General features: G+C 72.6%; 23 protein-coding genes. 11 read left to right on the top strand and 12 right to left on the bottom strand.

Annotation, left to right across the window (positions count from 1 at the left end):
* Positions 1-199: 199 nt before the first annotated feature.
* Both IE255_RS35635 and IE255_RS35630 read right to left on the bottom strand, forming a co-directional pair.
* Positions 200-1,510, bottom strand: a complete 1,311-nt coding sequence (locus IE255_RS35635) for an ABC transporter permease (RefSeq protein WP_190054563.1) — start codon at positions 1,508-1,510, stop codon at positions 200-202.
* Positions 1,507-2,196 carry an ABC transporter ATP-binding protein gene (locus tag IE255_RS35630; RefSeq protein ID WP_190054562.1) on the bottom strand — a complete coding sequence of 230 codons (690 nt, stop codon included), beginning with the start codon at positions 2,194-2,196 and terminating at the stop codon, positions 1,507-1,509. The genes IE255_RS35635 and IE255_RS35630 overlap by 4 nt, the downstream gene beginning before the upstream one ends.
* 279 nt (positions 2,197-2,475) lie before the next feature.
* On the opposite strand from IE255_RS35630, the gene IE255_RS35625 reads away from it, so the two are divergent.
* The 3 genes from IE255_RS35625 to IE255_RS35615 all read left to right on the top strand — a co-directional run bounded on the left by IE255_RS35625 (position 2,476) and on the right by IE255_RS35615 (position 6,031).
* Positions 2,476-3,576 carry a winged helix DNA-binding domain-containing protein gene (locus tag IE255_RS35625; protein WP_190054561.1) on the top strand — a complete coding sequence of 367 codons (1,101 nt, stop codon included), beginning with the start codon at positions 2,476-2,478 and terminating at the stop codon, positions 3,574-3,576.
* 114 nt (positions 3,577-3,690) lie between these two features.
* Positions 3,691-5,394: a RecQ family ATP-dependent DNA helicase gene (locus tag IE255_RS35620; RefSeq protein WP_190054560.1), complete on the top strand. Its 1,704-nt coding sequence runs from the start codon at positions 3,691-3,693 to the stop codon at positions 5,392-5,394.
* Between the two features lie 55 nt (positions 5,395-5,449).
* Positions 5,450-6,031: an Rv1733c family protein gene (locus IE255_RS35615; protein ID WP_190054559.1), complete on the top strand. Its 582-nt coding sequence runs from the start codon at positions 5,450-5,452 to the stop codon at positions 6,029-6,031.
* Between the two features lie 63 nt (positions 6,032-6,094).
* Here the strand turns inward: IE255_RS35615 and IE255_RS35610 are convergent, their stop codons facing one another.
* From IE255_RS35610 to IE255_RS35580, 7 genes are all read right to left on the bottom strand, one after another.
* The gene (locus IE255_RS35610; protein WP_190054558.1) at positions 6,095-7,336 is read right to left on the bottom strand and encodes a cation:proton antiporter; all 1,242 of its coding nucleotides are present in this window, start codon (positions 7,334-7,336) and stop codon (positions 6,095-6,097) included.
* 6 nt (positions 7,337-7,342) lie between these two features.
* Positions 7,343-7,828 carry a cation:proton antiporter regulatory subunit gene (locus IE255_RS35605; protein ID WP_190054557.1) on the bottom strand — a complete coding sequence of 162 codons (486 nt, stop codon included), beginning with the start codon at positions 7,826-7,828 and terminating at the stop codon, positions 7,343-7,345.
* A gap of 132 nt (positions 7,829-7,960) precedes the next feature.
* The gene (locus IE255_RS35600; protein WP_190054556.1) at positions 7,961-8,416 is read right to left on the bottom strand and encodes a hypothetical protein; all 456 of its coding nucleotides are present in this window, start codon (positions 8,414-8,416) and stop codon (positions 7,961-7,963) included.
* 130 nt (positions 8,417-8,546) lie between these two features.
* Positions 8,547-10,211, bottom strand: coding sequence for a purine-cytosine permease family protein (locus IE255_RS35595; protein ID WP_190054555.1), 1,665 nt, complete (start codon positions 10,209-10,211; stop codon positions 8,547-8,549).
* 217 nt (positions 10,212-10,428) lie between these two features.
* Positions 10,429-10,779 (bottom strand): DUF8129 domain-containing protein, encoded by a 351-nt coding sequence (locus tag IE255_RS35590; RefSeq protein WP_190054554.1) that lies wholly within the window; start codon positions 10,777-10,779, stop codon positions 10,429-10,431.
* A 94-nt stretch (positions 10,780-10,873) separates the two neighbouring features.
* On the bottom strand, positions 10,874-11,239 hold the full coding sequence (locus IE255_RS35585) for a DUF6479 family protein (protein ID WP_190054553.1): 366 nt from the start codon (positions 11,237-11,239) through the stop codon (positions 10,874-10,876).
* Positions 11,240-11,276: 37 nt separating this feature from the next.
* Entirely contained in the window at positions 11,277-11,717 is a 441-nt protein-coding gene (locus tag IE255_RS35580; RefSeq protein WP_190054552.1) for a ChaB family protein, read from the bottom strand.
* 124 nt (positions 11,718-11,841) lie between these two features.
* Between IE255_RS35580 and IE255_RS35575 the strand changes: the two genes are divergently transcribed.
* Both IE255_RS35575 and IE255_RS35570 read left to right on the top strand, forming a co-directional pair.
* Positions 11,842-12,216: a four-helix bundle copper-binding protein gene (locus IE255_RS35575; RefSeq protein WP_190054551.1), complete on the top strand. Its 375-nt coding sequence runs from the start codon at positions 11,842-11,844 to the stop codon at positions 12,214-12,216.
* A gap of 106 nt (positions 12,217-12,322) precedes the next feature.
* Positions 12,323-13,501, top strand: a complete 1,179-nt coding sequence (locus IE255_RS35570) for an acyl-CoA dehydrogenase family protein (RefSeq protein WP_190054550.1) — start codon at positions 12,323-12,325, stop codon at positions 13,499-13,501.
* Positions 13,502-13,604: 103 nt separating this feature from the next.
* Here the strand turns inward: IE255_RS35570 and IE255_RS35565 are convergent, their stop codons facing one another.
* Entirely contained in the window at positions 13,605-14,102 is a 498-nt protein-coding gene (locus IE255_RS35565) for a GNAT family N-acetyltransferase (RefSeq protein WP_190054549.1), read from the bottom strand.
* Positions 14,103-14,212: 110 nt separating this feature from the next.
* Here IE255_RS35565 and IE255_RS35560 point away from each other — a divergent pair, with 110 nt between their 5' ends.
* A complete protein-coding gene (locus IE255_RS35560) occupies positions 14,213-14,836 on the top strand; it encodes a LysE family translocator (RefSeq protein WP_190054548.1) in 624 nt (207 codons plus the stop codon).
* A 40-nt stretch (positions 14,837-14,876) separates the two neighbouring features.
* On the opposite strand, the gene IE255_RS35555 is transcribed toward IE255_RS35560, so the two are convergent.
* Entirely contained in the window at positions 14,877-16,241 is a 1,365-nt protein-coding gene (locus IE255_RS35555; RefSeq protein WP_190054547.1) for a pyridoxal phosphate-dependent decarboxylase family protein, read from the bottom strand.
* A 125-nt stretch (positions 16,242-16,366) separates the two neighbouring features.
* On the opposite strand from IE255_RS35555, the gene IE255_RS35550 reads away from it, so the two are divergent.
* On the top strand, positions 16,367-16,849 hold the full coding sequence (locus IE255_RS35550; protein WP_190054546.1) for a MarR family winged helix-turn-helix transcriptional regulator: 483 nt from the start codon (positions 16,367-16,369) through the stop codon (positions 16,847-16,849).
* A gap of 49 nt (positions 16,850-16,898) precedes the next feature.
* Here the strand turns inward: IE255_RS35550 and IE255_RS35545 are convergent, their stop codons facing one another.
* Positions 16,899-18,521 carry a PucR family transcriptional regulator gene (locus tag IE255_RS35545; RefSeq protein WP_267975597.1) on the bottom strand — a complete coding sequence of 541 codons (1,623 nt, stop codon included), beginning with the start codon at positions 18,519-18,521 and terminating at the stop codon, positions 16,899-16,901.
* A gap of 286 nt (positions 18,522-18,807) precedes the next feature.
* Between IE255_RS35545 and solA the strand changes: the two genes are divergently transcribed.
* The 4 genes from solA to IE255_RS39640 all read left to right on the top strand — a co-directional run.
* On the top strand, positions 18,808-19,944 hold the full coding sequence (gene solA, locus IE255_RS35540) for an N-methyl-L-tryptophan oxidase (RefSeq protein WP_190054545.1): 1,137 nt from the start codon (positions 18,808-18,810) through the stop codon (positions 19,942-19,944).
* Positions 19,945-20,016: 72 nt separating this feature from the next.
* A complete protein-coding gene (locus IE255_RS35535; protein WP_190054544.1) occupies positions 20,017-20,700 on the top strand; it encodes a haloacid dehalogenase type II in 684 nt (227 codons plus the stop codon).
* Positions 20,701-20,761: 61 nt separating this feature from the next.
* Positions 20,762-21,862, top strand: a complete 1,101-nt coding sequence (locus IE255_RS35530) for an ABC transporter substrate-binding protein (RefSeq protein ID WP_190054543.1) — start codon at positions 20,762-20,764, stop codon at positions 21,860-21,862.
* Positions 21,855-22,057 (top strand): ATP-binding cassette domain-containing protein (locus IE255_RS39640; RefSeq protein WP_373309673.1); only part of this gene is annotated, 203 nt, incomplete at its 3' end. The genes IE255_RS35530 and IE255_RS39640, both read left to right, overlap by 8 nt.

The following is a 22,057-nucleotide window of genomic DNA, read 5'->3' as shown; positions in this document are numbered from 1 at the left end:
GCGGTGTCGGAATCATGGTGTCGCGCATGTCGGTCTCGTGTCCTCCGCGGCGCGTGTCGCGCATGTCGGCCTCGTGTCCTCCGCGGCGCGTGTCGCGCATGTCGGCCTCGTGTCCTCCGCAGCGCGTGTCGTGCCTGTCGGCCTCGTGTCGTGGATGTCGGTCCCGTGCCCTCCGCCGCACGTGTCGCGCATACCGGCCTCACGTCCTCCGCAGCACCCCCTCGATCGGCCGCACCCGCAGCATGCGCCCCAGCGGCGCACACGACGCCGCCCACACGAGCGCCGCGCCGCAGCACAGCGTCGCCGCCCACACCCACCCCGGCAGCCCCGAAACGGGCGTGCCGGTCCTGGCGCCGAGCGGCACCATCACCGCGCAGGCCGCGAGCACCCCCGCGCCCACCCCGGCCAGGGCCGTGACCGCGCCCTCGGCCACCACCACCGCCACGACCTGCCGCTTCTCCGCCCCGACCGTCCGCAGCAGGGAGAACTCCCGCAGCCGCTCCAGCACCAGCATGACGAGGGTGTTGGCGGCCACGAGACCGGCGAAGCCCGCGTACAGCAGCGTCCCGAAGACCTCCATCCAGTCGGTGGCCCCGGCCCCGGTCAGCGACACGAACTTGGCGAGCGCGAACGCCGTCACCAGCGCGATCGGGGTGATCGCCGCCGACAGCCGGCGCGCCCGCGCCCGGCACCCGGCGACGGCCAGCTCCCCCGCGACCCCGCCGAAGCGCCGCAGCAACGGCGCCGCGACCGCCGTCGCCAGCCGCCCGATCCAGGGCCCGGCGAGCCCGATCGCCACGAGGTAGGCCAGCAGCACCAGCGGGATCTGCGCCGCCGCGTCCCGCGCGGAACTCACCGTCGAGGCGACCGTCAGCGCGCCCGCCGCGGCGAGGAAGGCCAGCGAGGCGAACCCCCGCACCCGGCCCGGCCGTTCGCCGCCCTGCACCTGTGAGCCGGCGAGCGCCTCCGACGGCCGGATCCGCGACGCCCGCCAGGCCCCGATCATGCCCCCGAGCTGCGAGGAGACGAAGAGCACCCCGAACGCCGCGAACAGCGGCGGCAGTCCGGTCCGCAGCGCCATCCCGTCCGGGACCGACCCGGCCCCGGCCAGCCCGGCGAACCACACACGGGCCAGCAGCGCCCCCAGTGCGTACCCGACCGGCAGCGCCAGCAGCGCCGCGCACAGCGCCTCGACCGCCACCATGCGGCGGATCTGCCACGGCCCGGCGCCGACCGCACGCAGCAGCGCGCTCTCCCGCCGCCGCTGGGCGACGGCCAGGGACATCACCTGGCCGATGACGAAGACGGACAGGTAGACGGTGAGCAGGGTGAAGGCCACGCCCATCTCGGACAGGGCCGCCTGGGCGGCCGACGCGGGCGCTTGGGCTGCGGAGACCGCGATGGCCACGCAGGCGGTGACGACGGTCGCGGAGAAGACGAGGGCGGCGAAGACGCCGGCGAACGCGGAGGGGCGGGCCCGGACCGAGGCGGTGGCGAGACCGGTGGTCATGCCGGCACCCCCACGGTGTCGTGCGCGATCCGGCCGTCCGCCAGCCGCAGCACCCGGTCCGCCCGGGCGGCGACCGCCGGGTCGTGGGTCACGACGACGACCGTGGCCCCGTGTTCGCCGACCGCCTCCCGCAGCAGCTCCAGCACGCCCGCCGCCGTGTCCTGGTCGAGCGCGCCCGTGGGCTCGTCCGCGAACACCACGTCCGGCTCGGTGATGAGCGCCCGGGCGATCGCCACACGCTGCTGCTGCCCGCCGGACAGCTCGCCCGGCCGGGCGTCCGCGCGCCCGTCCAGACCGACGCGGGCCAGCATCCGGCGGGCCCGGACCGGGTCCCGGCGCCGGCCGTCCAGGCGCAGCGGCAGCAGGACGTTCTCCTGCGCGGTCAACGTCGGCAGCAGGTTGAAGGACTGGAAGACGAAACCGATGCGCGCGCGCCGCAGCCGGGTGAGCTCGCGCTCGCCCATCGCGCTGATCTCCCGGCCGGCCAGCCGCACGGTGCCGGAGGTGGGCCGGTCGAGCCCGGCCGCGCACTGGAGGAGGGTCGACTTCCCGGAGCCGGAGGGGCCCGTCACGGCGGTGAGGGAGTGCGCGTACAGCCGGGCGTCGAGGTCGCGCAGCGCGTGCACGGCGTGCGGACCGTGACGGTAGGTCCGGGTGACGTGGGTCAGCTCGAGGACGGCGTCCATGATGCGGGGTGCCTGCTTCCGCGGTCGGGCCGGCGCCCCGGATGCGCGCCGACGGTCCTTCGACGGTACGAATCCGCAGGTCAGAGCACCATGAGGGAGGCACCCGGACTGGGGGTTCGGTTCTTCCGAACCCCAGCCGCCGCGGGGAACCGAACCCCCGGCCGGCGCATGGGATGCGGTCACCACCTGACCGCATCCCCTGCGACGGTGGTCGTGCGAGCCGCCCGGACATCCCGACGGGCCGGCCCAGGCACACGATGCGAAGGCCGAGATGCTCCGATGACCGTTCTCGACGCCCGGGCGCTCAACCGCGCGACCCTCGCCCGGCAGTTGCTGCTCGACCGCGCCGACCTGCCGGTGCTCGACGCCGTTACGCACCTGTGCGGCCTCCAGGCGCAGGAACCGCAGGAGCCGTTCGTCGGGCTCTGGTCCCGGCTGCGGGCGTTCGACCCGGCGGCGCTGTCGGACCTGCTGACCGGTCGGCGCGTGGTGCGGACCCACCTCATGCGCCGCACCGTCCACCTCGTCACCGCCGACGACGTCGTGGCCTGGCGGTCCCGCCACGACGGCATGCTGCGCCAGCGAGTGCTCGGGACCTACCGCCGCGAACTCGACGGGGTCGATCTCGGCGAACTCGCGGTGGCGGGCCGCAAGGTCATGGCCGACGGCGAACCCCGCACGATGTCCGAACTCGCGCGAGCCGTCTCCGACCGCTGGCCGGCCCCGGGGCCCCGGCCCCTGGGCGAGATGCTGGCCGCCGCCCTCCTCCCGACCGCGCAACTGCCGCCGCGCGGGCTGTGGCGCACGACCGGGGGAGCGCGCTACGCGCTGATCTCCTCCTGGCTGGGGCGCGACACCGACCCTCCGGCCCCGGACGGCTCCGATCCCGTGGGGCAGGCGCTGGTACGGCGTTACCTGGCCGCCTTCGGGCCCGCCGCCTCGGCCGACCTGCGCGCCTGGTGCGGCCTGGCCGGACTGCCGGCCGCGGTCTCCGCCCTGCGCGGCGAACTGGTCGCCTTCCGCGACGAACGCGGCCGGGAACTCCTCGACCTCCCCGACGCCCCACGCCCCGACCCCGAGACGCCCGCCCCGGTGCGGTTCCTGCCCGCGTTCGACAACGCGATCCTCGGCTACCACGACCGCGGCCGGATCATCGACGACGCCCACCGCGGCCTCTCGGTCGCCGGCGCCCGCGTCGTCCTGGTCGACGGCCGGGTCGCCGCGACCTGGACCGTCGAGGCGGACACCGTCCTGGTCACCCCGCTGCGCCGCTTCTCCCGCGCCGAGCGCGCCGCCGTCGCCGAGGAAGGGCGGGCGCTGGCGTCCTTCCTCTCCGACGGCGACAGCCACCGGATGCGGATCGCCGCGTCCCCCGGCTGACGACCGTCACCCACTGATACGCGCCCGGCCCCGCGGGTACCCAGGAGTGCGCCGCGGGCGCGACTCCCGGACGCGTCCGCACGGAGCAGCAAACGGAGCAGCGAGGAGCCCGGCATGGGACGCGAGCGGCCGCGGACGGACCGGAGCCGGGCCGCACGCCTGCGGCAGGCCGCCGCCGAGGTCTTCGGCTGGGACACCCTGCTGCCGGAGCAACTCACCGCCATGGAATGGGTGCTCGACGGCGAGGACACCCTCGTCGTCATGCCGACCGGCGCCGGCAAGTCCGCCGTCTACCAGGTCCCCGCCCTGCTGCTGTCCGGCCCGGTCGTGGTCGTGTCGCCGCTGCTGGCCCTCCAGCGGGACCAGATCGCGGGCCTGCCGGACGGCGACCGCGCGCCCGGCGCCGTCGCGGTCAACTCCGACCTCGGCGCGGCCGCGACGGAGGACGCCTGGGACGCGGTGCGCCGGGGCGACGCGCGCCTGCTGTACCTGTCGCCGGAGCAACTGGCCAAGGACGAGGTGGTGGAGCGGCTGGCCGAGGCACGCCCCGCCCTGTTCGTGGTGGACGAGGCCCAGTGCGTGTCCTCCTGGGGCCACGACTTCCGCCCCGACTACCTGCGCCTCGAACAGGCGGCACGCCGCGTGGGCCGGCCACCCGTCCTGGCCCTGACCGCCACCGCCGCCGCACCCGTGCGCCGGGAGATCGCCGAACGCCTGGGCATGCGCCGGCCGCGGCTGCTGGTCACCGGCTTCGACCGCCCCAACATCAGACTGGAGGCCCGCCGCTTCCTGGACGACGACGAACGGCGCCGAGCCGTCGTAGAACGGGCCGCCGTCGAGCCCAAGCCGGGCATCGTCTACGCCGGGACCCGCAGGGACAGCGAGCACTACGCCCGCGAACTGGCCGCCCTGGGCCTGGCCACGGAGGCCTACCACGCCGGACTGCGCGCCGCCGAACGCGAGCGGATCCATGACGCCTTCCTCTCCGGCGCGGCCGACGTGGTGGTGGCGACCTCGGCGTTCGGCATGGGCATCGACAAGGAGGACGTACGGTTCGTGCTGCACGCCTCGCTGCCGGGTTCCCTGGACGCCTACTACCAGGAGATCGGCCGCTGCGGCAGGGACGGGCATCCGGCCCTCGCCGTCCTGCACTACCGGTCCGAGGACACGGGCATGCAGACGTACTTCGCGGGCCGCGCCCCGGGCCGCGACACCCTGTCGGACGTGGCCCACGCCGTCCACGAGCACCGCGAGGACCCCCGGGACCTCGACGAACTCCGCCAGGAGACCGGCCTGTCCAGGAACCGGGTCACCGCGGCGGTGAACCTGCTGGAGGAAGCCGACGCCGTGGCCACGGGGGAGGAGGGCGAGGTGCGCCCGGCCGGCGGCGTGTCTCCCGGGCAGGCGGTCGAGGAGGCCGCGCGGGCGGCGCAGGCGCACCGCCGGACCGACCGGACGCGGGTCGAGATGGCCCGGGCGTACGCCGAGACCACCGGCTGCCGGCGGCGCTTCCTGCTCGGCTACTTCGGCGAGGAGCACGCGGGGCCGTGCGGGAACTGCGACCTGTGCGACGCGGACCCTGCCGGGCAGGGGCCGGAGGAGCGGCCCGCCCACCCGGCCGCGGCCGCCTATCCCGTCGGCACCGAGGTGCGGCACGAGCAGTGGGGCGAAGGGATGGTGCTGAGCGAGGACCAGGACCGCATCACCGTGTTCTTCGGGCAGGCCGGCTACCGCACGCTGGCCCTGGAGGCGGTGGCCGGCCACGACGGGCTGCTCACCGTGGTGCGCAGGCCGGGCGAGGACCGCTGGGCCGGCTGACGTGTCGGGAGCACACTGGAAGGGAGCGCCGGTGCTCACGAGGGGGTGTCGGCCGATGGAAGCGTCAGAGCGTACGACCGTGCGGTGCTGGCGGTGGCGACGCAACGCGCTCAAGCGGCGCATCGACGTCGTCGAAGCCTGGGTGGTGCTCGCCGGCTGGGTCTTCGCCCTGCTGGGCGGGCTGGTCGCCGGGGCGATGGCGGCGGACGCAGTCGAGCGGGCCGTCGAACGGCAGCGGGCCGAGAGCCGTCAGGTCGCGGCGGCCCTCGTCGCGGACGCGCCCGGCCCGTCCCCGGCCCGCGCGGCGAGCGACCACCGGGTCTGGGGCAAGGTGCGGTGGACCGCGCCGGACGGCTCGGCGCACACGGAGGAGGCACGGGTGCCGCCCAGGGCTCCCGCCGGGAGCACGATCTCCGTGTGGGTGGACCGCAGCGGCGACATCACGACCCCACCGGTGTCCCCCGGAGAGGCCTGGCTGCACACCACCGTGGGCGGCGTCCTGGCCGGGGCGTTCGCGGGCGGCGCGGTGCTGGGAGTCGCCTGGCTGGTCCGGCTGTGCCTCGACCGGCGGCGGATGGCGCAGTGGGACGCGGAATGGGAGCGGATCGACACCCGGCGGGGGTGGAAGACGGGCTGAACCGGGCGGCGGTTCCGCGGTCTCGTCCGGTGGGCGACGCCCGTACGCAGGCCCTCACCGGTGTCAGGCGCGGCCGACCGTGTCCTGGCCCTCGATCGTCTCGTGGTCGCCCGGCGGAACCGCCGTCCCGGCCGGCCTCCGGCGTGCGCGGCGGCCGGTCAGTCGGGTGGCCAGCGGCTCGGTCCAGCGGGCGGTCAGCGGGCCGAGGAGGACCAGGATGAGGACGTACGCCGTCGCCAGGGGGCCGAGGGACGGCTCGATGCCGGCCGTCACGGCGAGCCCGGCGATGACGATGGAGAACTCGCCGCGGACCACGAGCGTCCCGCCGGCGCGCCAGCGGCCCTTGGGCCCGATCCCGGCGCGGCGCGCGGCCCAGTAGCCGGTGGCGATCTTCGTCAGTGTGGTGACGGCGGCCAGCGCGAGGGCGGGCAGCAGGACGGGCGGGATGCTGGCCGGGTCGGTGTGCAGGCCGAAGAAGACGAAGAACACCGCGGCGAACAGGTCCCGCAGCGGCGCCAGCAGACTCGACGCGCCCTCGGCGACCTCACCGGACAGGGCGATGCCGACCAGGAACGCGCCCACGGCGGCGGACACCTGCAACTGCTGGGCGACCCCGGCGACCACGAGGGTCACTCCCAGCACGACCAGCAGCAGCTTCTCGGGGTCGTCGCTGGAGACGAAGCGGGAGACGTGCCGGCCGAAGCGCACCGCGAGGACCAGCACGAGCGCCGCCACCCCGAGGGCGATGGCCAGCGTGAGCGCGCCCGCGGCCAGGCTCACCCCGGCCAGCAGGGCCGTGACGATGGGCAGGTAGACCGCCATGGACAGGTCCTCGAGGACCAGGATGCTCAGGATGGCCGGGGTCTCGCGGTTGCCGAGCCGCCCCAGCTCGCCGAGGATCTTGGCGATGACGCCGGAGGACGACACCCAGGTGACGCCGGCCAGCACGACGGCGGCGACCGGCCCCCAGCCGAGCAGCAGGGCCAGCGCCGCGCCGGGCAGGGCGTTGAGGACGGCGTCGACGATCCCGGCGGTGTAGTGGGTCCTGAGGTTGGAGACGAGGTCGGCGGCCGTGTACTCCAGGCCCAGCATGAGCAGCAGCAGGATGACGCCGATCTCCGCGCCCACGGCGACGAAGTCCTCGCTGGCGCCCAGCGGCAGCAGCCCGCCCTCGCCGAAGGCGAGCCCGGCCAGCAGGTAGAGCGGGATCGGCGAGAAACGGAAACGTCCGGCGAACCGGCCGAGCAGCCCGAGCCCGAGGATGAGGCAGCCGAACTCGATCAGGAAGACCGCGGAGGAGTGCATGGCGGATCAGTCCCTCCCGAGTATCGCGGCGGCCGCCTCCACGCCCTCGCGGGTCCCGATGACGATGAGGATGTCACCGCCGGCGAGCCGGAAGTCCGGGGCGGGGGAGGGGATCGCCTCGGCCCGGCGCAGCACCGCCACGACGGACGCGCCGGTGTCGGTGCGGAGCCGGGACTCGCCCAGCAGCCGCCCGTTCCAGTGCGAGGAGCCGGGCAGTTCGATCCGCTCGGCGACGAGGCCCAGGTCGGTGGTGGACAGCAGGTTCGGCGTGTGGTGGGCGGGCATCAGCGCGTCGATGAGCGCGGCCGCCTCCTCCGCCGTCAGGCGCACCGACAGGTCACACGCGTCGGGGTCGTCCTCGCGGTAGGCGCTGATCGTCCGGTGGCCGTCGCGGTGGGCGACCACGGACAGGCGGCGGCTGTCCCGCGTCGTCAGGTCGTAGCGGACACCTATGCCCGGCAACGGCGTACTGCTGAGGCGCGGCGCGCTCATCTCTGTCCCCCTTCGGTCGGCGTGCGCGTTCCGGTGACTCGCCTGCGGGGGGCCGCGCCCGGACGAGCGCCCAGATCCGGCCTGTGAGGTCATCCTAAGCGGCCGGGCGGGACCGTACCCGTCCTGCGTGTGCTACCTGGACGGCTCCGGGACGGGGGTTCCGGACGGGAAGGGAGTGGTCGTGGGCATCCTCGCGGTCGCCCCCTCCACCTGCCGCACGGTGCCCGTCCCCGGCCGGCTGCCGGGGCCCGCACCGGTGGACAGCTGGGACCAGGCCCCGAGGGCCAGCGCCACGGCGGCGGCGGTGGCGACGACACGTCCCACGCGCCGGACCTTGGCACCGCGGTCCAGGTCCCGCCACGCCACGCGCACCCACAGCTCCTCCGGCTGCCACAAATCGCCGACGGCGTGCGGGGATTGGGGCCGCCGTCCCGCCGCACGCTCCGTCGCGGAGGGTTCCCGGGGCGCCGAGGCGCGTATGGCGGACTCGCTGTCCGTCAGGAACCGCGACCACACCTCGTCCGGGATCGAGGGAACGCCGTCCGGCTCGTCGGGCGTTCCCCGCCCGCCCGGTCCTTCGGTGGTCACGTCCCGCCGTCCCCTCTCCGCCCGTCGGCCTGGTCGCCGCGCAGCGGAGATCAGTATGCCGCGCGCTCATGCCGCTCGTCTGCGAGGGCCCCGGAGGCGGGAGCGCCGCGCGGCGCTCCCGCCCAGGGGGTCAGACCGCTGCCGGCAGGACGTGGTCGCCGACCTTGTCGGTGCTCAGGCAGAGCGAGCAGACGACCGCGTCATGGGTCTGGCAGGCGGCCACGTCCGGGCGCTCGAACTGCTGCCGGCACACGTGGCACTCGTAGGCGACGGCGCTGGGGTTGCCGTCCTCGTCCAGGAGCGGCTCGGCGATGCCGTCGTCGGTGCGGCGCAGGTAGTACCGGCCCTTGGTGGCCACGGCCATCAGCGGCGTGAGGACGAAGGCGATGACGGCCGCGGCGACGGGGGAGTACGGCTGGAGCGTGTCGCCCAGCGCGTGGAAGTACATGGCGATGGACAGCGCGGACGCGGCGACGAACGCCACGACACCGACCGGGTTGACGGCGTAGAGCATGCCGCGGCGGAACTCGGGGGCGTGCGGGGACAGCTTCAGCACGTACTTGTTGACGCCGATGTCCGTGGCCACGGTGACCACCCAGGCGATCGCGCAGTTCGAGTAGAAGCCCAGGATGCTGTTGAGGAAGCTGAACATGTCGGCCTCCATCAGGGCGAGCGCGAAGCCCAGGTTGACCAGGACGAAGACCATCCGGCCCGGGTAGCGCTTCGTGACGCGGGTGAAGGAGTTGGTCCAGGCGAGGGAGCCGGAGTACGCGTTCGTCACGTTGATCTTGATCTGGCTGATCACGACCAGGGCCACGGCCAGCGGGACGACGATCCAGGACGGCAGCATCGCGTCGAAGGCGTGCTTGAACTGCTGGATCGGCTCGGGCGCGGCACTCGCTCCGACCTCGGCGATGATGTAGACCGCGAGGAACACCCCGATGGCCTGCTTCAGCGCGCCGAGCACCACCCAGCCCGGGCCGGCCATCACCACGGCCGTCCACCAGGCGCGCTTGTTCGCCTCGGTCTTGGGCGGCATGAACCGCAGGTAGTCGATCTGCTCGCCGATCTGCGCGATCAGCGACAGGCACACGCCCGCGCCCAGCAGGACGGAGGCGGTGTTGACGCCGCCGTCGCCGTCGGTGCCCGCGTAGGCGAGGAAGCGGTCGACGCTCCCCGGGTCGGTGGCGACCAGGTACACCAGCGGGCCGACCATCAGCAGCAGCCAGATCGGCGTGGTCCACACCTGGAGCTTGCTCAGTGCCGTCATGCCGTAGATGACCAGCGGGATCACCATGAGCGTGGAGACCAGGTAGCCCAGCCACAGCGGCAGTCCGAGGCCCAGCTTCAGGCCCTGGGCCATGATCGAGCCCTCGAGGGCGAAGAAGATGAAGGTGAAGCTGGCGAAGATGACGCTGGTGAGGACGGAGCCGAAGTAGCCGAAGCCGGAGCCGCGGGTGATCAGGTCCAGGTCGATGTTGTAGCGGGCCCCGTAGTAGGCGAGCGGGAAGCCGGTCACGAAGATGACGACGGCGGCGACGGCGATCGCGAGGAGCGCGTTGCCGGTGCCGTGGGCCAGACCGATGCCGGCGCCGATGGAGAAGTCCGCCATGTAGGCGATGCCGCCGAGCGCGGTCGTCGCCACCACCATCGGAGTCCAGCGCCGGTAACTGCGCGGCGCGAAGCGGAGGGTGTAGTCCTCCAGGGTCTCCTTGACGGCCTGGTCCGTACCCCGCGCTGCCTTCTGCGCGGGTTCCGGCTCGACGACTTCTGCCAGTCGTGGCTCCGTACTCATGCCACGCCTCCTTGCTGCGGGTTGGGGACCGACAAGGCAGGCACGGTAGGCAGCGGTCGTTACCCCTAAATACTTCCTGCGTGAAGGGAATGTTTCGGAGGCATCTCACGGGACTCGCTCGTGCAGGACTCCGGGCATGGCAAAGGGCCCGTGCACAGGCACGGGCCCTTCCGACTGGCCGAAGCTGCTCGGCGGTGACGCGGTGACGCGGTGACGCCTACCTGCGGTCGCCCTTCGGCTTGCCCGGCTGGTCGGGCGTGCCGTGCGGCGGCGCGCTGAACGGCTCCGGCGACGTGGCGGGCGACACCGGAGAGCCACCGTGCCCCTCGCCCGTCTCGGGGCGCAGGGCGCCCGGGTCGCCGGACGTCGGTTCCGCGCCCGCACGCAACTGCTCCAGCCGGGCGCCCAGCAGCTCGGTCACCGGCAGCCGGTCGGCGTGCGACCGCTCGTACGCCAGCAGTTCCTCGACCTCGTCCGCCGACAGCGAGCGCACACGGCTCTCCAGGCCGCCGATCGGCAGATGGTCGTAGTCGGGCAGCGGCAAGGTGTTGCGGGCGGGATCGGCCATGGTTCTCACTTCCCTGTGTACGACGTGATGTACGACTGGGGCGGGCGGCTGGGGACGAAGGACGTCAGGGCCTCAGGGCTGCCGGGGCGGCGGCTCAGCGGCCGCCCGCGCCGCCGCTGCCGAACGAACCGCTGCTGCCCTCGTTCCAGCGCGGGCGCTCCTGCGACGCGCTCGTCCGGTCGCCCTGGTTGCCGTGGCCCTTCAGCTGGTGCGGCGTCAGACGGTCCTCGCTTCGCGGCACCTCATCGGGCTCCCGGCGCTCACGCGTCTCGCGGACCGGGCCCCCGGCCGGCATGCGCGGCTGCTCCTCCGGCCGCGGTGTGGGCAGCTCCCTGCGCTTGGCGCGGAAGCCGAGGACGAAGGCCCCCAGCAGCAGGCCCACGACCACCACACCCGCCACGACCAGCCCGATGCCGAGGGCGCCACGGCCCGCGGCCAGCTCCATCCATGCGGTATTCATGGCACGCGGGTACCCCTGGTCCGCACCGTGAACCGGCTCACCTCGATCGCGAGGAGGAGCCCGACGAGGACCGGGACGACGTCCGCGAGGACCTGGTCCGCGAGCGGTTCTCCTTGCGGACGGCGTCCAGCAGCTCCGCCTTGGACATGCGCGACCGCCCCTCGACGCCCAGCCGCTTCGCGAGGTCGTAGAGGTGTGCCTTCGAGGCCTGCTCGTCGACGCCCTCGCCGCTGCGGCCGCCCTGCTGCCGGGGCCGGGCCGAGCGCGGGTCGGAGGGGCCCTTGCGGCCGCCCTCCTTGCGCTCCCAGTGGTCGCCGACCTTCTCATGCGTGTGCTTCAGCGCGCCGAACGCCGTGCGGTGCGCGCGCTCGCCCTCGCCGTACTGCTCCACGGCCGAGTCGTGCGCCTTGATCCAGGTGCGCTGCGCCTCCTCGGAGGACCGCTCCAGGGTCGAGGGAAGCTCCTGTCGCCCGGGCATGTGACTCACCTCCGTGCGTGGTCGTTCCGGGGCCGGCCGGGTGCCCGCCGACGGGGCCGGAAAACGGGGGCGCGGCCCGTGGGAACACGGGTTTGACCGGCAGGCCCGGGGCTACCCGCGCGGTGTGACTTCGACGACATCCCAGCAGGAGCTGTTCCGGTTCCTGGAGGACCGCTTCGCCTGTGCGCAGGCCTGCACCGAGTGCGCCCGGGCCTGTGCGCTGCGCGCGAGCCTCGTGGATCCCGACGGCACCGAGAACCAGGAACTCGTACGGCGCAAGGGCATCATGTGCGCGGAGGTCTGCGACGCGACCTGCCGTGTGCTGTCCGAGCAGAACCAGGTGGACGAGACCAGCATCCGCGTCCAGGTGGAGTGGTGCCGGACCGTCTGCCTGGAGGCCGCCCATGTCTTCGACCGGCAGCCCGGGGCGGAGGACTCGGCGGCGGCGTGCCGCGCGTGCGCGCGGGCGTGCACGGACTTCCTCGCGACGCTGAACTGAGCCGACACCCCGACCAACACCCCGCGGAGGCATCGCCATTCCCAATTTCTGAAACACGTTCTACGGTGTGCGCCGACAGGACCGGCCTGCGGACCCTGGAGGCGCCGTGCACCTCGACTACACGCCCGAGCAGCAGCGGCTGCGCAGCGAACTGCGCGCGTACTTCGCCGAACTGGTCCCCGACAACGCCTACGCGCGGCACAGCGACCCGGCCGCCCAGAAGCGGTTCTACCGCGAGACCATCCGGCGGCTCGGCGCGGACGGCCGGCTCGGCGTGGGCTGGCCCCGGGAGTACGGCGGGCGCGGCCTGACGGCTATGGAGCAGTTCATCTTCTTCGACGAGGCCGCCCAGGCCGGCGTCCCGCTGCCGCTGATGGCGCTGAACACCGTCGGCCCGACGATCATGAGGTACGGCACCGACGAGCAGAAGGCGTACTTCCTGCCGAAGATCCTCGCCGGCGAGATCGACTTCGCCATCGGCTACAGCGAGCCCGGCGCGGGCACCGACCTCGCGTCGCTGCGGACCCGCGCGGTACGGGACGGCGACGAGTATGTCGTGAACGGCCAGAAGATCTGGACGACCAACGGCGACACCGCCGACTGGGTGTGGCTGGCCGTGCGCACCGACCCCGCCGCCCCGCCGCACAAGGGCATCACCATGCTCCTGGTGCCGACCTCCGCTCCCGGCTACTCCTGCACCCTCATCAACACCCTCGCCTCGCACGACACCACGGCCAGCTACTACGAGAACGTCCGGGTCCCCGTCTCCCACCGGGTCGGCGCCGAGAACCAGGGCTGGCGGCTGATCACCAACCAGCTCAACCACGAACGCGTCACCCTGGCCGCCCACGGCACCATGGCGATCCGCGCCCTGCACGACGTGCAGCGCTGGGCCATGGAGACCAAGCTCGCCGACGGCCGCCGCGTCGCCGACCTGCCCTGGGTACGCCGCCTCCTGGCCCGCACCCACGCCCGGCTGGACGCGCTGAAACTGCTCAACTGGCGGATGGTCGGCGCCGTCCAGGACGGCACGCTCACCCCGCAGGAGGCCTCCGCCGTCAAGGTCTACGGCTCCGAGGCCCGGCGCGACGCCTACGCCTGGCTCATGGAGATCGTCGCCGCCCCCGGCGCCCTGAAGGAGGGCTCGGCGGGCGCGGTCCTGCGCGGCGAACTGGAACGCGGCTACCGCTCGGCGGTCATCTTCACCTTCGGCGGCGGCAACAACGAGATCCAGCGGGAGATCATCTCGTGGCTCGGGCTGGGGATGCCGCGGGTACGCCGCTGACGGCGAGCTGTGCGAAGGCACCACCGGCCCGGCAGTCCCGTCAGCGCAGGAGTGCCTGCCGCACGGTGATGCCGTGAGGCGACCGGAGTCGTCTGACGTGGTCTCAGCGGCCGCCGATTGCCGGAGCCCGGGCGGCGAGTTCCCGGAGGGGTTCACCGCTCAGCCGGCACACCGTCCACTCGTCCAGCAGCTCCACGCCGAGCGACTTGTAGAAGTCGATCGTCGGTTCGTTCCAGGCCAGGACCCACCACTCGAAGCGCTCGTAGCCGTTCTGCCGACACACCGCGGCCAGGGAGGCGAGCAGGGCCTTGCCGTGTCCTCCGCCTCGGGCGGGCGGCCGTACGTAGAGGTCCTCCAGGTGCATGCCCCGCGTGCCGGTCCAGGTCGAGAAGCGGGGGAACCACAGGGCATAGCCCACGACCTGTCCCGTCGCGTCGTCCTCGGCGATCAGGGCGTACGCGGCGGGATGTTCCCCGAACAGCGCCTCGCGCAGCTGCTCCTCGGTCGCCCGGGCCTGCTCGGCAGCCCGTTCGTACTCGGCGAGTTCGCGGATCATCGCGCGGATCTCCGCGATGTCGTCCACAGTGGCGGCCCGGATCATGCCGGAGATCATCGGTCACCGTACCGGGCCGTGTCCATCGGATTGCGCGCCTTCCCAGCGGCGAGAACCCGCCCTTGTGGGGCATCGGCAAGCTTGGCGATGCTGCCTCGATGATGACTTCCGTCGTTGCGTTCGTCGGTGCGGCCTTCCTGATCGCCATGGTCCCGGGGCCGAGCACGGTCGTGATCCTGCGCCGAGCGGTGGCGAACGGCCGGAAGACCGGCACGGCCGCGGTCCTGGGCAACGAGAGCGGGGTGCTGCTGTGGGGCCTCGCCGCGGCCTTCGGCCTGTCCGCCCTGCTGCTGGCCTCGCAGGTCGCCTACGACGTCATCCGGATCGCCGGCGCCGCGGTGCTGGTGTGGATGGGAGCACGTGCCCTGTGGCAGGCGAGGCGAGCCGGCCGGCCGGACCAGGCACCGGCGGAAGCAACCGCGGTGTCGCTGCGGCGGGCGTACTGGCAGGGCCTCGTCACCAACGTCGCCAATCCGAAGGCCGGCGTGTTCGCCCTGTCCTTCCTGCCGCAGTTCGTGCCGGACGGGGCCCCAGTTCTTCCGACGCTGCTCGCCTTCTCGGTCATCTGGGCCGTGGTCGACCTGATCTGGTACCTGCCGTTGGTCTGGCTGGCCGGACGGGTGGGAGGCGTGCTCCAGCGGCAGTCCGTCCGGCGCCGGATGGAACAGGTCTGCGGGGCGCTCCTGGTCGGGCTGGGGGTGCGTCTGGCCACCGAGTCGTAGCAGCGAGACTGTCCGGGAAGGCAGCGGCTCCCGGCGGTGTTCAGCGTGACCGCGTGAGGCGTTCGACCCGGTCGTGGAGGCGCTCCACATGGTGCTCTGATTCCGGCTTCATCAGGACGCTGCGCAGGACGCGCGCGCCGACGGCGTCCGCGTCGACCTTCGGGTGGCGTGCGGTGAACGCCTCGCGGTCGGCCTTCAGGGTGCTCAGGAACACCGGATCGGGACCTGTCATACCGTCCGCCAGGACCCGTGCCGACGCCGCGTCGACGGCCGTGAGGGTGGCCGGTTCCACCGCGGGGAAGTAGCTGACGATGTCCAACTCGGGCCGCTGGTACAGCTCCAGCGCGTCGGACGCGCTGATCAGCTCGGACCACCGCAGGGCGGCCCGGCGCCCGGCCCCCAGCACACGGCCGAGACCTTCGGGCGCGGGCGGGAGGAGCTGGAAGGTGAGCCACAGAGCGGCAGCCGAGGCACCGGCGCGTGAGCACTCCAGGCTGATCTCCCCGAGATGGAGTTCGCTGGAGGTGAAGTAGGTGTACGGCGAGTCGTGGAGGTAGAAGCGGCCCACCTCGGGGTCGCGGAAGAGGACGGCGCCGCAGCCGTAGGGCTGGAGTCCGTGCTTGTGCGGGTCGACGACGATCGAGTCGCACCGGGCGATCGCCCGCCAGGGCTCCGGCGGCAGTCCTTCGGGGCCGTCGGCGCCGGCCAGCAGGGTGAAGAAACCGCCGTAGGCGGCGTCGACGTGGAGTCGGACGCCGTAGCGGTCCCTGAGGGGCAGGGCGGTGTGGATCGGGTCGATGGCCCCGAGACCGGTGGTGCCGGCGGTGAGGACGACCGTGCCGACTTCTCCCGTCCGGAGGACGTCGTCCAGCGCGTCGAGGCTGATGCGGCCGCGGTCGTCCGTCGGGATCGGGTACCCCTTCATGCCCAGGACGTGGCACATGCGGCCGTGGGTGTAGTGCGCGTCGGCGCTGTAGGCCACGCCGCGGCCGGGGTGGAGCTCGCGGGCGACGAAGAGGGCTTCGAGATTGGCGATCGTGCCGCTGGTGGTGAGGTGGCCGAGGTGGGTGTCGTAGCCGAACATCGCGGCCAGCTGCGCGACGGCCTCGCGTTCCATGCGGGCGGTGGCGGGGCCGCCGTCCAGGGCGTGGTTGTTGGGGTTGATCAGCATGGCGGTGAGGTAGCCGACCACGGCCGCCGGGTGCGGGGGCTTGAGCATCTGCCCCGCGTAGTTCGGGTGGAAGAAGGGGTAGTTGTCGGTCAGCCGCCCGGTGAACTCCTCGAAGAGGGCGGCGAAGCGGTCGTCCTCGACGAGGAGGGACGGGTGCCGCTCGTAGGGCCCGAAGGTGTCGGCCCACTCCTGTATCGCGTCGTTGGCCCGGCCGAGCCAGTGCTGGAGGTCCACTGATCTCCCTTTCTGCCGCGTTGCTGAGGTGGTGGAGGCTCACCATAGGATTTCGTTGACGGCTCAGCAATTGGTTGCTCAGTAATTGAGACGGCAGTAGGTGAAACCGCAGTAAAGTCGGCCTGGTGAACACATCGAACCGAGACGACGACGAAGCCACCCGGGCCGCCGGCAGCCGGCTCGTTCACGACTTCGGACTGCTGATCAAGGTCGCCACCCGCCTGGAACAGCGGATCGACACGGTCCTGCGCCGGGAGTGCGGGATCAGCCACACGATGTTCGAGGTCCTCATCAGGCTCTGCCGGCAGCCGGACGAGGAGGTCTCGCAGCGCCGGCTCGCCGACGACCTCACGCTCACCAGCGGTGGCATCACCCGCCTGATCGACCGCATGGAGGAAGCCGGCCTGGTGCGACGCGTGCCGGCCCCGGAGGACCGCAGAAGCGTCCTGGTGGAGGCTACCGATCACGGCCGTACGGTGTTCCTCCGGGCCGCCGCCGCCCACGCGCAGGTCGTCGAGAAGTGCTTCGTCGCGCCGGTGGCCCCTGACGACTACGGACGGATGACCCGAGCGCTGAGCGAGATCCAGCAGGCCCTGCGCGACACCTGACCGGCAGGCCGCGCCGGTGGCGCGGCCTGCGTCCGGCGGACGCCGGCCGTCACGTGCCGGGGACGGCTGTCCCGCCCGCGTCCAGGACCAGCACCGCGACATGCAGGGACGTGCACTGAAGGCCCGATTCCAGATCGCAGCCGAGGAGCCGTTCGATGGTGTGGAGGCGCTGGTAGAACGCCTGCCGGGACATGCCGGCCCGCTTCGCCGCGACCGACTTGTTCCCCGCCGCCGTCAGATAGGCGCGCAGCGCCGGGAGCAGGTCGCCGCCGTTGCGGTCGTCGTGCTCGACGAGCCGCGTCAGCTGCCGTTCCGCGTACCGCTGGAGGCGCGTGTCCTCCCGCAGCACACCCAGGAGTTCCGGTAGCCGGACGTCGGCGGGGACGTAGAACCACCGCTCAGGCGACGCCGGTGTGATGGCCTCGGCCGTCTGCTCGGCCTCCTGCCACGACCGGGCGATCCCGGAGAGGTCGGTCACGCCGGGGCCGACGGCGACGACGGCCTCCGGGCCGAGCTCCTCGCGGGCGAGCCGGCCGATGCGCTCGGCGGCCGGCTGCCACGCGCTCGCCTGCGCCAGCGCGAGGAGGACGCCGATCCGCCCCGGGGCCGTCTCGCCGACCAGCGCGCGGACACCGGTCTGCGCCAGGGCCTTCGCGATCCGTTCGTCGAGGTGCTCGCTCTCGGTGCCGGTCTCCGTGTGGCGGATCACCACGGCGAAGAGGCGGTGCCCGAACGCCGGCAGCCCCAGCGCCTCGGCGCGGGCGCGGGCATCGGCGGGGGAGCGGAAACGCTGTTCGCACAGGTCCCGCAGCACCGAGCGGTGCGCCCGGCGCTCCCACCAGGCCGGTCCCGCCAGGCGTGCCATGGTCAGCGCGACCGCCGCGCGCTCCAGCACCAGGACGTGCTCCGGGTCCGGCTCCCCGGTCAGCCTGCTGTCCAGCAGGACCAGCCGCCCCCACAGCCCCTGATGGTCCTGCACCGGCGCGATCAGCCACCCCTCCGGACCGCTCGGCGCGATCTTCTCCAGCGTCGGCGCCGCCCGGGACCGCCGGGACCAGGCCGACACCACCGGCTCGTACGGCCGGCCGAGCAACTCGCACATCAGCACGCGATGGTTGAGATCCTCCAGCACCACGGGGGCGCCGGTGAGCTCCGCGGTGGTGTGCACCAGCTCCTCGGGAGTCGCGCCCCGCAGCGTCAGGGCGGTGAAGATGTCCTGGATGTCCCGGCCGCGGCGCAGCAGCGCGCCCTGCGCGTCGAGGATGAGGGCGTGCACCGTCTGCGTGACGTCGATGAACCGGACGCCACGGGCGAGCTCGATCAGCGGCACCTCACGAGCACGGCAGGCCGCGACTAGCTCGTCGGGCACCTTCCGGTAGCGGTGACCGAGCTCCACGATCAGCCCGGCCGCGCCGACGTCGGCGAGCTGGTCGACGTAGTCGCGCAGCCTGGAGGCGTCGTCCGGGTACGGCATGCCGGTCGTCAGCACCAGCTCGCCGCCCTCGAGGAAGTCGGCGGGATTGAGCAGCTCGGTGACATGCACCCAGCGCACCGCACGGTTCAGCCGTGACTCACCGGCCAGGACGCGCGGCAGCCCTTCGACGAGCACAGGGAGGCGCAGAACATCCGCAATGGTGAGGAAGTGCCCGGTTGAAGGACGTTTCGGCGGCATAGAAGGTGCTTTCAGCCAAGGGGTGGGGGGCCACCTTCGCACCGGGGCATCACGGTGGCAAGGGGGGTGCCGTTAATTCCGCGGGCCGCTCCACCCGCTGCGACAGACCGTCTCGAGAAGCTCCGAACGCGGAACAGAGTGTGCGTTGACCTGCGGGATCGGCCGGGACGAGAGTGAACGCCATCCCCAGCAGGGCCCGAACCGGACGAGTCCGCACGGTGTCCGCACGGTGCTGGGGGACACGACTGCCACCCAGGCCGCCACACTCGGCGAAAGGAGCGACCTCATGCGCACCCCGAAGCGCGTCGCCGTGATCGGTGCCGGCAGCATGGGCAGCCAGGCCATGTGGCGACTGGCCGCCCGCGGAGCCGAGGTCATCGGCTACGACCGGTACGCCCCGGGTCACGACCGCGGCGCGGCCGGGGGCGAGACCCGCATCTTCCGCGCCGCCCACCTCGGCGAACCCGGGTACATTCCGCTGCTGCGACTCGCGGACCGCATGTGGGACCGGCTCCAGCGCGAGACGGGCCTCCCGCTCCGGCGCCGCAGCGGATGCCTGGTGATGGGCGAGACCACCGCACCGTCCATGCGCCTCCTGCTCTCCTCCAGCGCCACCCACCGGCTGGACCACGAGGTCCTGGACCGGGCGGACCTCGCCCGCCGCTACCCGCAGCACCGCCTCCCGGACGGACACACCGCCGTCCTCGACCGGATGGGCGCCGTCATCAGGCCCGAGGCGTCGATCCAGGCCGCCGCCACCCGCGCCGAGCAACTGGGCGCCCGGCTGCACCGCTACACCCCGGTGCGGGAGATCGCCCCCGCGGCGGGCGGCGGGGTGCGCGTCGTCACGGATCACGGCACGGACCACGTGGACGCCGCCGTGGTGACCGTGGGCCCCTGGATCAACACCCTGCTCCCGGACCTCCCACGGACCGTCGACATCCGCCGGCTGATCAGCTCCTGGCACCTGCCCACCCGCCACGACTGGTTCGCGGGCGGCGCCCCCGCCTTCGTACGCAGCACACCCCACGACTGCTACGGACTCCCGTCGCCCGACGGCATCTCCGTCAAGCTCGGCCTGTCCCTCGCCCGCTATCTGCCGGTACCCGACCCCGAACGGCTCGACCGCACCGTCCGCCCGGAGGAACTCGCCACCTTCCGCGAGCTCATCGGCGAGCTGATGCCCGACCTGAACCCCGACCCCATCAGGCTCTCGGTCTACATGGAGGGCTACACCGACTCCGGAAACCCGCTCGTCGGTCATCTCCCCGGCGAGGACGACATCGTCGTCATGGCCGGATTCTCCGGCAGCGGCTTCAAGCTCTCGCCCGCGATGGGGGAGATCGCCGCCGACCTGGCGCTCGACGGCACCACGGACCACCCCGTCGACTTCCTCTCCCCGGCCGGCACCCGCGCCGTCTGACCGCTGCCCCGTCTGACCGCTGTCCCGTCTGATCCCTGTTCCGTCTCCCGAAGCACAGAGTGGAGTTCCTTCATGCGCAAGATTCCCTCGTTGCAGTTCCGTCCGAAGTACGTCTCGTTCGACTGCTACGGCACGCTGATCGAGTACCCGATCACCCCCATCACGCGTGAGCTCGTCGGAGACCAGATCCCCGCGGAGCAGTGGGACCAGTTCGTCCGGGAGTTCCGCGGCTACCGCTACGACCAGGTCCGCGGCGAGTACTACCCCTACGAGCAGGTGCTCCAGGACTCCTTCGAGCGGGTCTGCCGCAAATGGGGTGTGAAGGCCGCGCCGGACGCGGGCAAGCGCTTCGCCGACGGCGTCCGCAGCTGGGGACCCCACGCGGACGTGCCGGAGCCGCTGAAGAAGATGGGCGAGAACTACAAGCTGGTCATCCTCTCCAACGCCGACGACTCCTTCCTGGAGGAGAGCGTGCCCCGGCTCGGCGCGGACTTCCACGCCGTCCTCACCGCTGAGCGGGCCGGCTACTACAAGCCCCGCTACGCCGCGTTCGAGTACATGCTCGACCAGCTCGACGCCTCGCCCGAGGACTTCGTGCACGTCTCCTCGCACACCCGCTACGACCTGATGCCGATGCACGACATGGGCTTCCGCAACCTGATCCTCCTGGACCGCGGCTACGACCCGGTGACCCACGGCTACGACTACGTGCCGGTGAAGTCCCTCGACGAGCTCAACACGATGCTCGGCATCTGACCGGGCCGCACATCCCGCGGATCCCACCCCGTACTCCCAACGATCTCCAGGAGGCCCTGTCATGGAAACCAACCGGATAGGCCGCAGAACACTCTTGCGCACCGCAGGTGCTGTGGCCGCTGCCGCCGCAGTGACCGGCTGCGGCACCCTGATGGGCAACGGCGAAAGCCGTGGCTCCTCGGGCGGCGGCGGTAAGAAGCGGCTCGTCGTCAGCAACAGCGGCGGCGCCTACAGCGACGCGTTGACCAAGGCGATCTACGAGCCGTTCACCAAGGAGACCGGCATCACGGTCACCACGGTCAACTACCAGTCGGCCCAGGTCATCGCCCAGGTCAGGCAGGGCCGCCCGCAGGTCGACCTGATGGACAACTCGCTGCTGATCTTCCAGAAGATGGAGCGCCTGGAGTGTCTGGAGCCGGTGGACTACGACCGGCTGAAGAACGTCAAGGGCGCCGGCATCCCGGAGGTCCAGCTGCCGCAGCACGCGGTCGGCAAGAACGTGTGGGCCAGCGTGATGGCCTACCGCACGGACAGTCTGAAGCGCGCCCCGAAGAGCTGGGCCGACTTCTGGAACCCGGACGCCTTCCCCGGTCCGCGGTCCCTGCAGAGCGCGGACGCCGACCTTCCCGAGCTGGAGTTCGCGCTGCTGGCCGACGGGGTGCCGCTGGACAAGCTGTACCCGCTGGATGTGGACCGGGCGTTCGCGTCGATGTCGCGGATCCGCGGCGATGTGAAGAAGTTCTGGAACACCGGCGCCCTGCCGGCGGTCCTGCTGGGCCGCAAGGAGGTTGTGGCGACCAGCCTGTGGGGAGGCCGCGCGGATGAGCTGATCAAGCAGGGGCAGCCGGTCGCCTACCAGTGGAACGGCGCCCGCCGGATGACCAACGGCTGGGGCATCCCGAAGGGCGCGGGCAACACGGACGCCGCCTACCAGCTGATCGACTTCTCGCTGCGTCCCGAGGTGCAGGCGGCGTTCGCCAAGCTCTCCCCGACGGGCGGCCCGGTCGTCCCCGGCGCCGTCAAGCTGCTCTCCGACGACGTCCTGGCCACGCTGCCGACCTCGCCCGAGCGCCTGAAGACCGGGTTCGACGCCGATGTCGCCTGGTGGGACAAGAACCAGGAGGCGGTCATCAAGCGCTGGCAGGAGTGGGCCGATGCCTGAGCAGACCACACTCCTCGCCTCCGCCCTCGCTCCGGGGTCCTCGCTGACCGGCAAGTCGCTGTCGGTGACGGGCCTGCGGAAGTCCTACAGCGGCACGACGGTCGTCGACGGCGTGGACATGGAGATCGCGGCGGGCGAGTTCGTCACCTTCCTCGGCTCCTCCGGTTCGGGCAAGACCACCACGCTGATGATGCT

The organism is Streptomyces lomondensis, from assembly GCF_014651035.1.
GTDB classification, from domain to species: Bacteria; Actinomycetota; Actinomycetes; order Streptomycetales; family Streptomycetaceae; genus Streptomyces; species Streptomyces lomondensis.
Note: the sequence above shows the minus strand (reverse complement) of the source record. Positions and strands in the feature narration are given on the sequence as shown.

Excerpts from the sequence above, each read along its gene's own strand:
- IE255_RS35635 (WP_190054563.1), bottom strand. The coding sequence starts at position 1,510 with ATGACCACCGGTCTCGCCACCGCCTCGGTCCGGGCCCGCCCCTCCGCG.
- IE255_RS35630 (WP_190054562.1), bottom strand. The coding sequence starts at position 2,196 with ATGGACGCCGTCCTCGAGCTGACCCACGTCACCCGGACCTACCGTCAC.
- IE255_RS35625 (WP_190054561.1), top strand. The coding sequence starts at position 2,476 with ATGACCGTTCTCGACGCCCGGGCGCTCAACCGCGCGACCCTCGCCCGG.
- IE255_RS35620 (WP_190054560.1), top strand. The coding sequence starts at position 3,691 with ATGGGACGCGAGCGGCCGCGGACGGACCGGAGCCGGGCCGCACGCCTG.
- IE255_RS35615 (WP_190054559.1), top strand. The coding sequence starts at position 5,450 with ATGGAAGCGTCAGAGCGTACGACCGTGCGGTGCTGGCGGTGGCGACGC.
- IE255_RS35610 (WP_190054558.1), bottom strand. The coding sequence starts at position 7,336 with ATGCACTCCTCCGCGGTCTTCCTGATCGAGTTCGGCTGCCTCATCCTC.
- IE255_RS35605 (WP_190054557.1), bottom strand. The coding sequence starts at position 7,828 with ATGAGCGCGCCGCGCCTCAGCAGTACGCCGTTGCCGGGCATAGGTGTC.
- IE255_RS35595 (WP_190054555.1), bottom strand. The coding sequence starts at position 10,211 with ATGAGTACGGAGCCACGACTGGCAGAAGTCGTCGAGCCGGAACCCGCG.
- IE255_RS35590 (WP_190054554.1), bottom strand. The coding sequence starts at position 10,779 with ATGGCCGATCCCGCCCGCAACACCTTGCCGCTGCCCGACTACGACCAT.
- IE255_RS35585 (WP_190054553.1), bottom strand. The coding sequence starts at position 11,239 with ATGAATACCGCATGGATGGAGCTGGCCGCGGGCCGTGGCGCCCTCGGC.
- IE255_RS35580 (WP_190054552.1), bottom strand. The coding sequence starts at position 11,717 with ATGCCCGGGCGACAGGAGCTTCCCTCGACCCTGGAGCGGTCCTCCGAG.
- IE255_RS35565 (WP_190054549.1), bottom strand. The coding sequence starts at position 14,102 with ATGATCCGGGCCGCCACTGTGGACGACATCGCGGAGATCCGCGCGATG.
- IE255_RS35560 (WP_190054548.1), top strand. The coding sequence starts at position 14,213 with ATGATGACTTCCGTCGTTGCGTTCGTCGGTGCGGCCTTCCTGATCGCC.
- IE255_RS35545 (WP_267975597.1), bottom strand. The coding sequence starts at position 18,521 with ATGCCGCCGAAACGTCCTTCAACCGGGCACTTCCTCACCATTGCGGAT.
- solA (WP_190054545.1), top strand. The coding sequence starts at position 18,808 with ATGCGCACCCCGAAGCGCGTCGCCGTGATCGGTGCCGGCAGCATGGGC.
- IE255_RS35535 (WP_190054544.1), top strand. The coding sequence starts at position 20,017 with ATGCGCAAGATTCCCTCGTTGCAGTTCCGTCCGAAGTACGTCTCGTTC.
- IE255_RS35530 (WP_190054543.1), top strand. The coding sequence starts at position 20,762 with ATGGAAACCAACCGGATAGGCCGCAGAACACTCTTGCGCACCGCAGGT.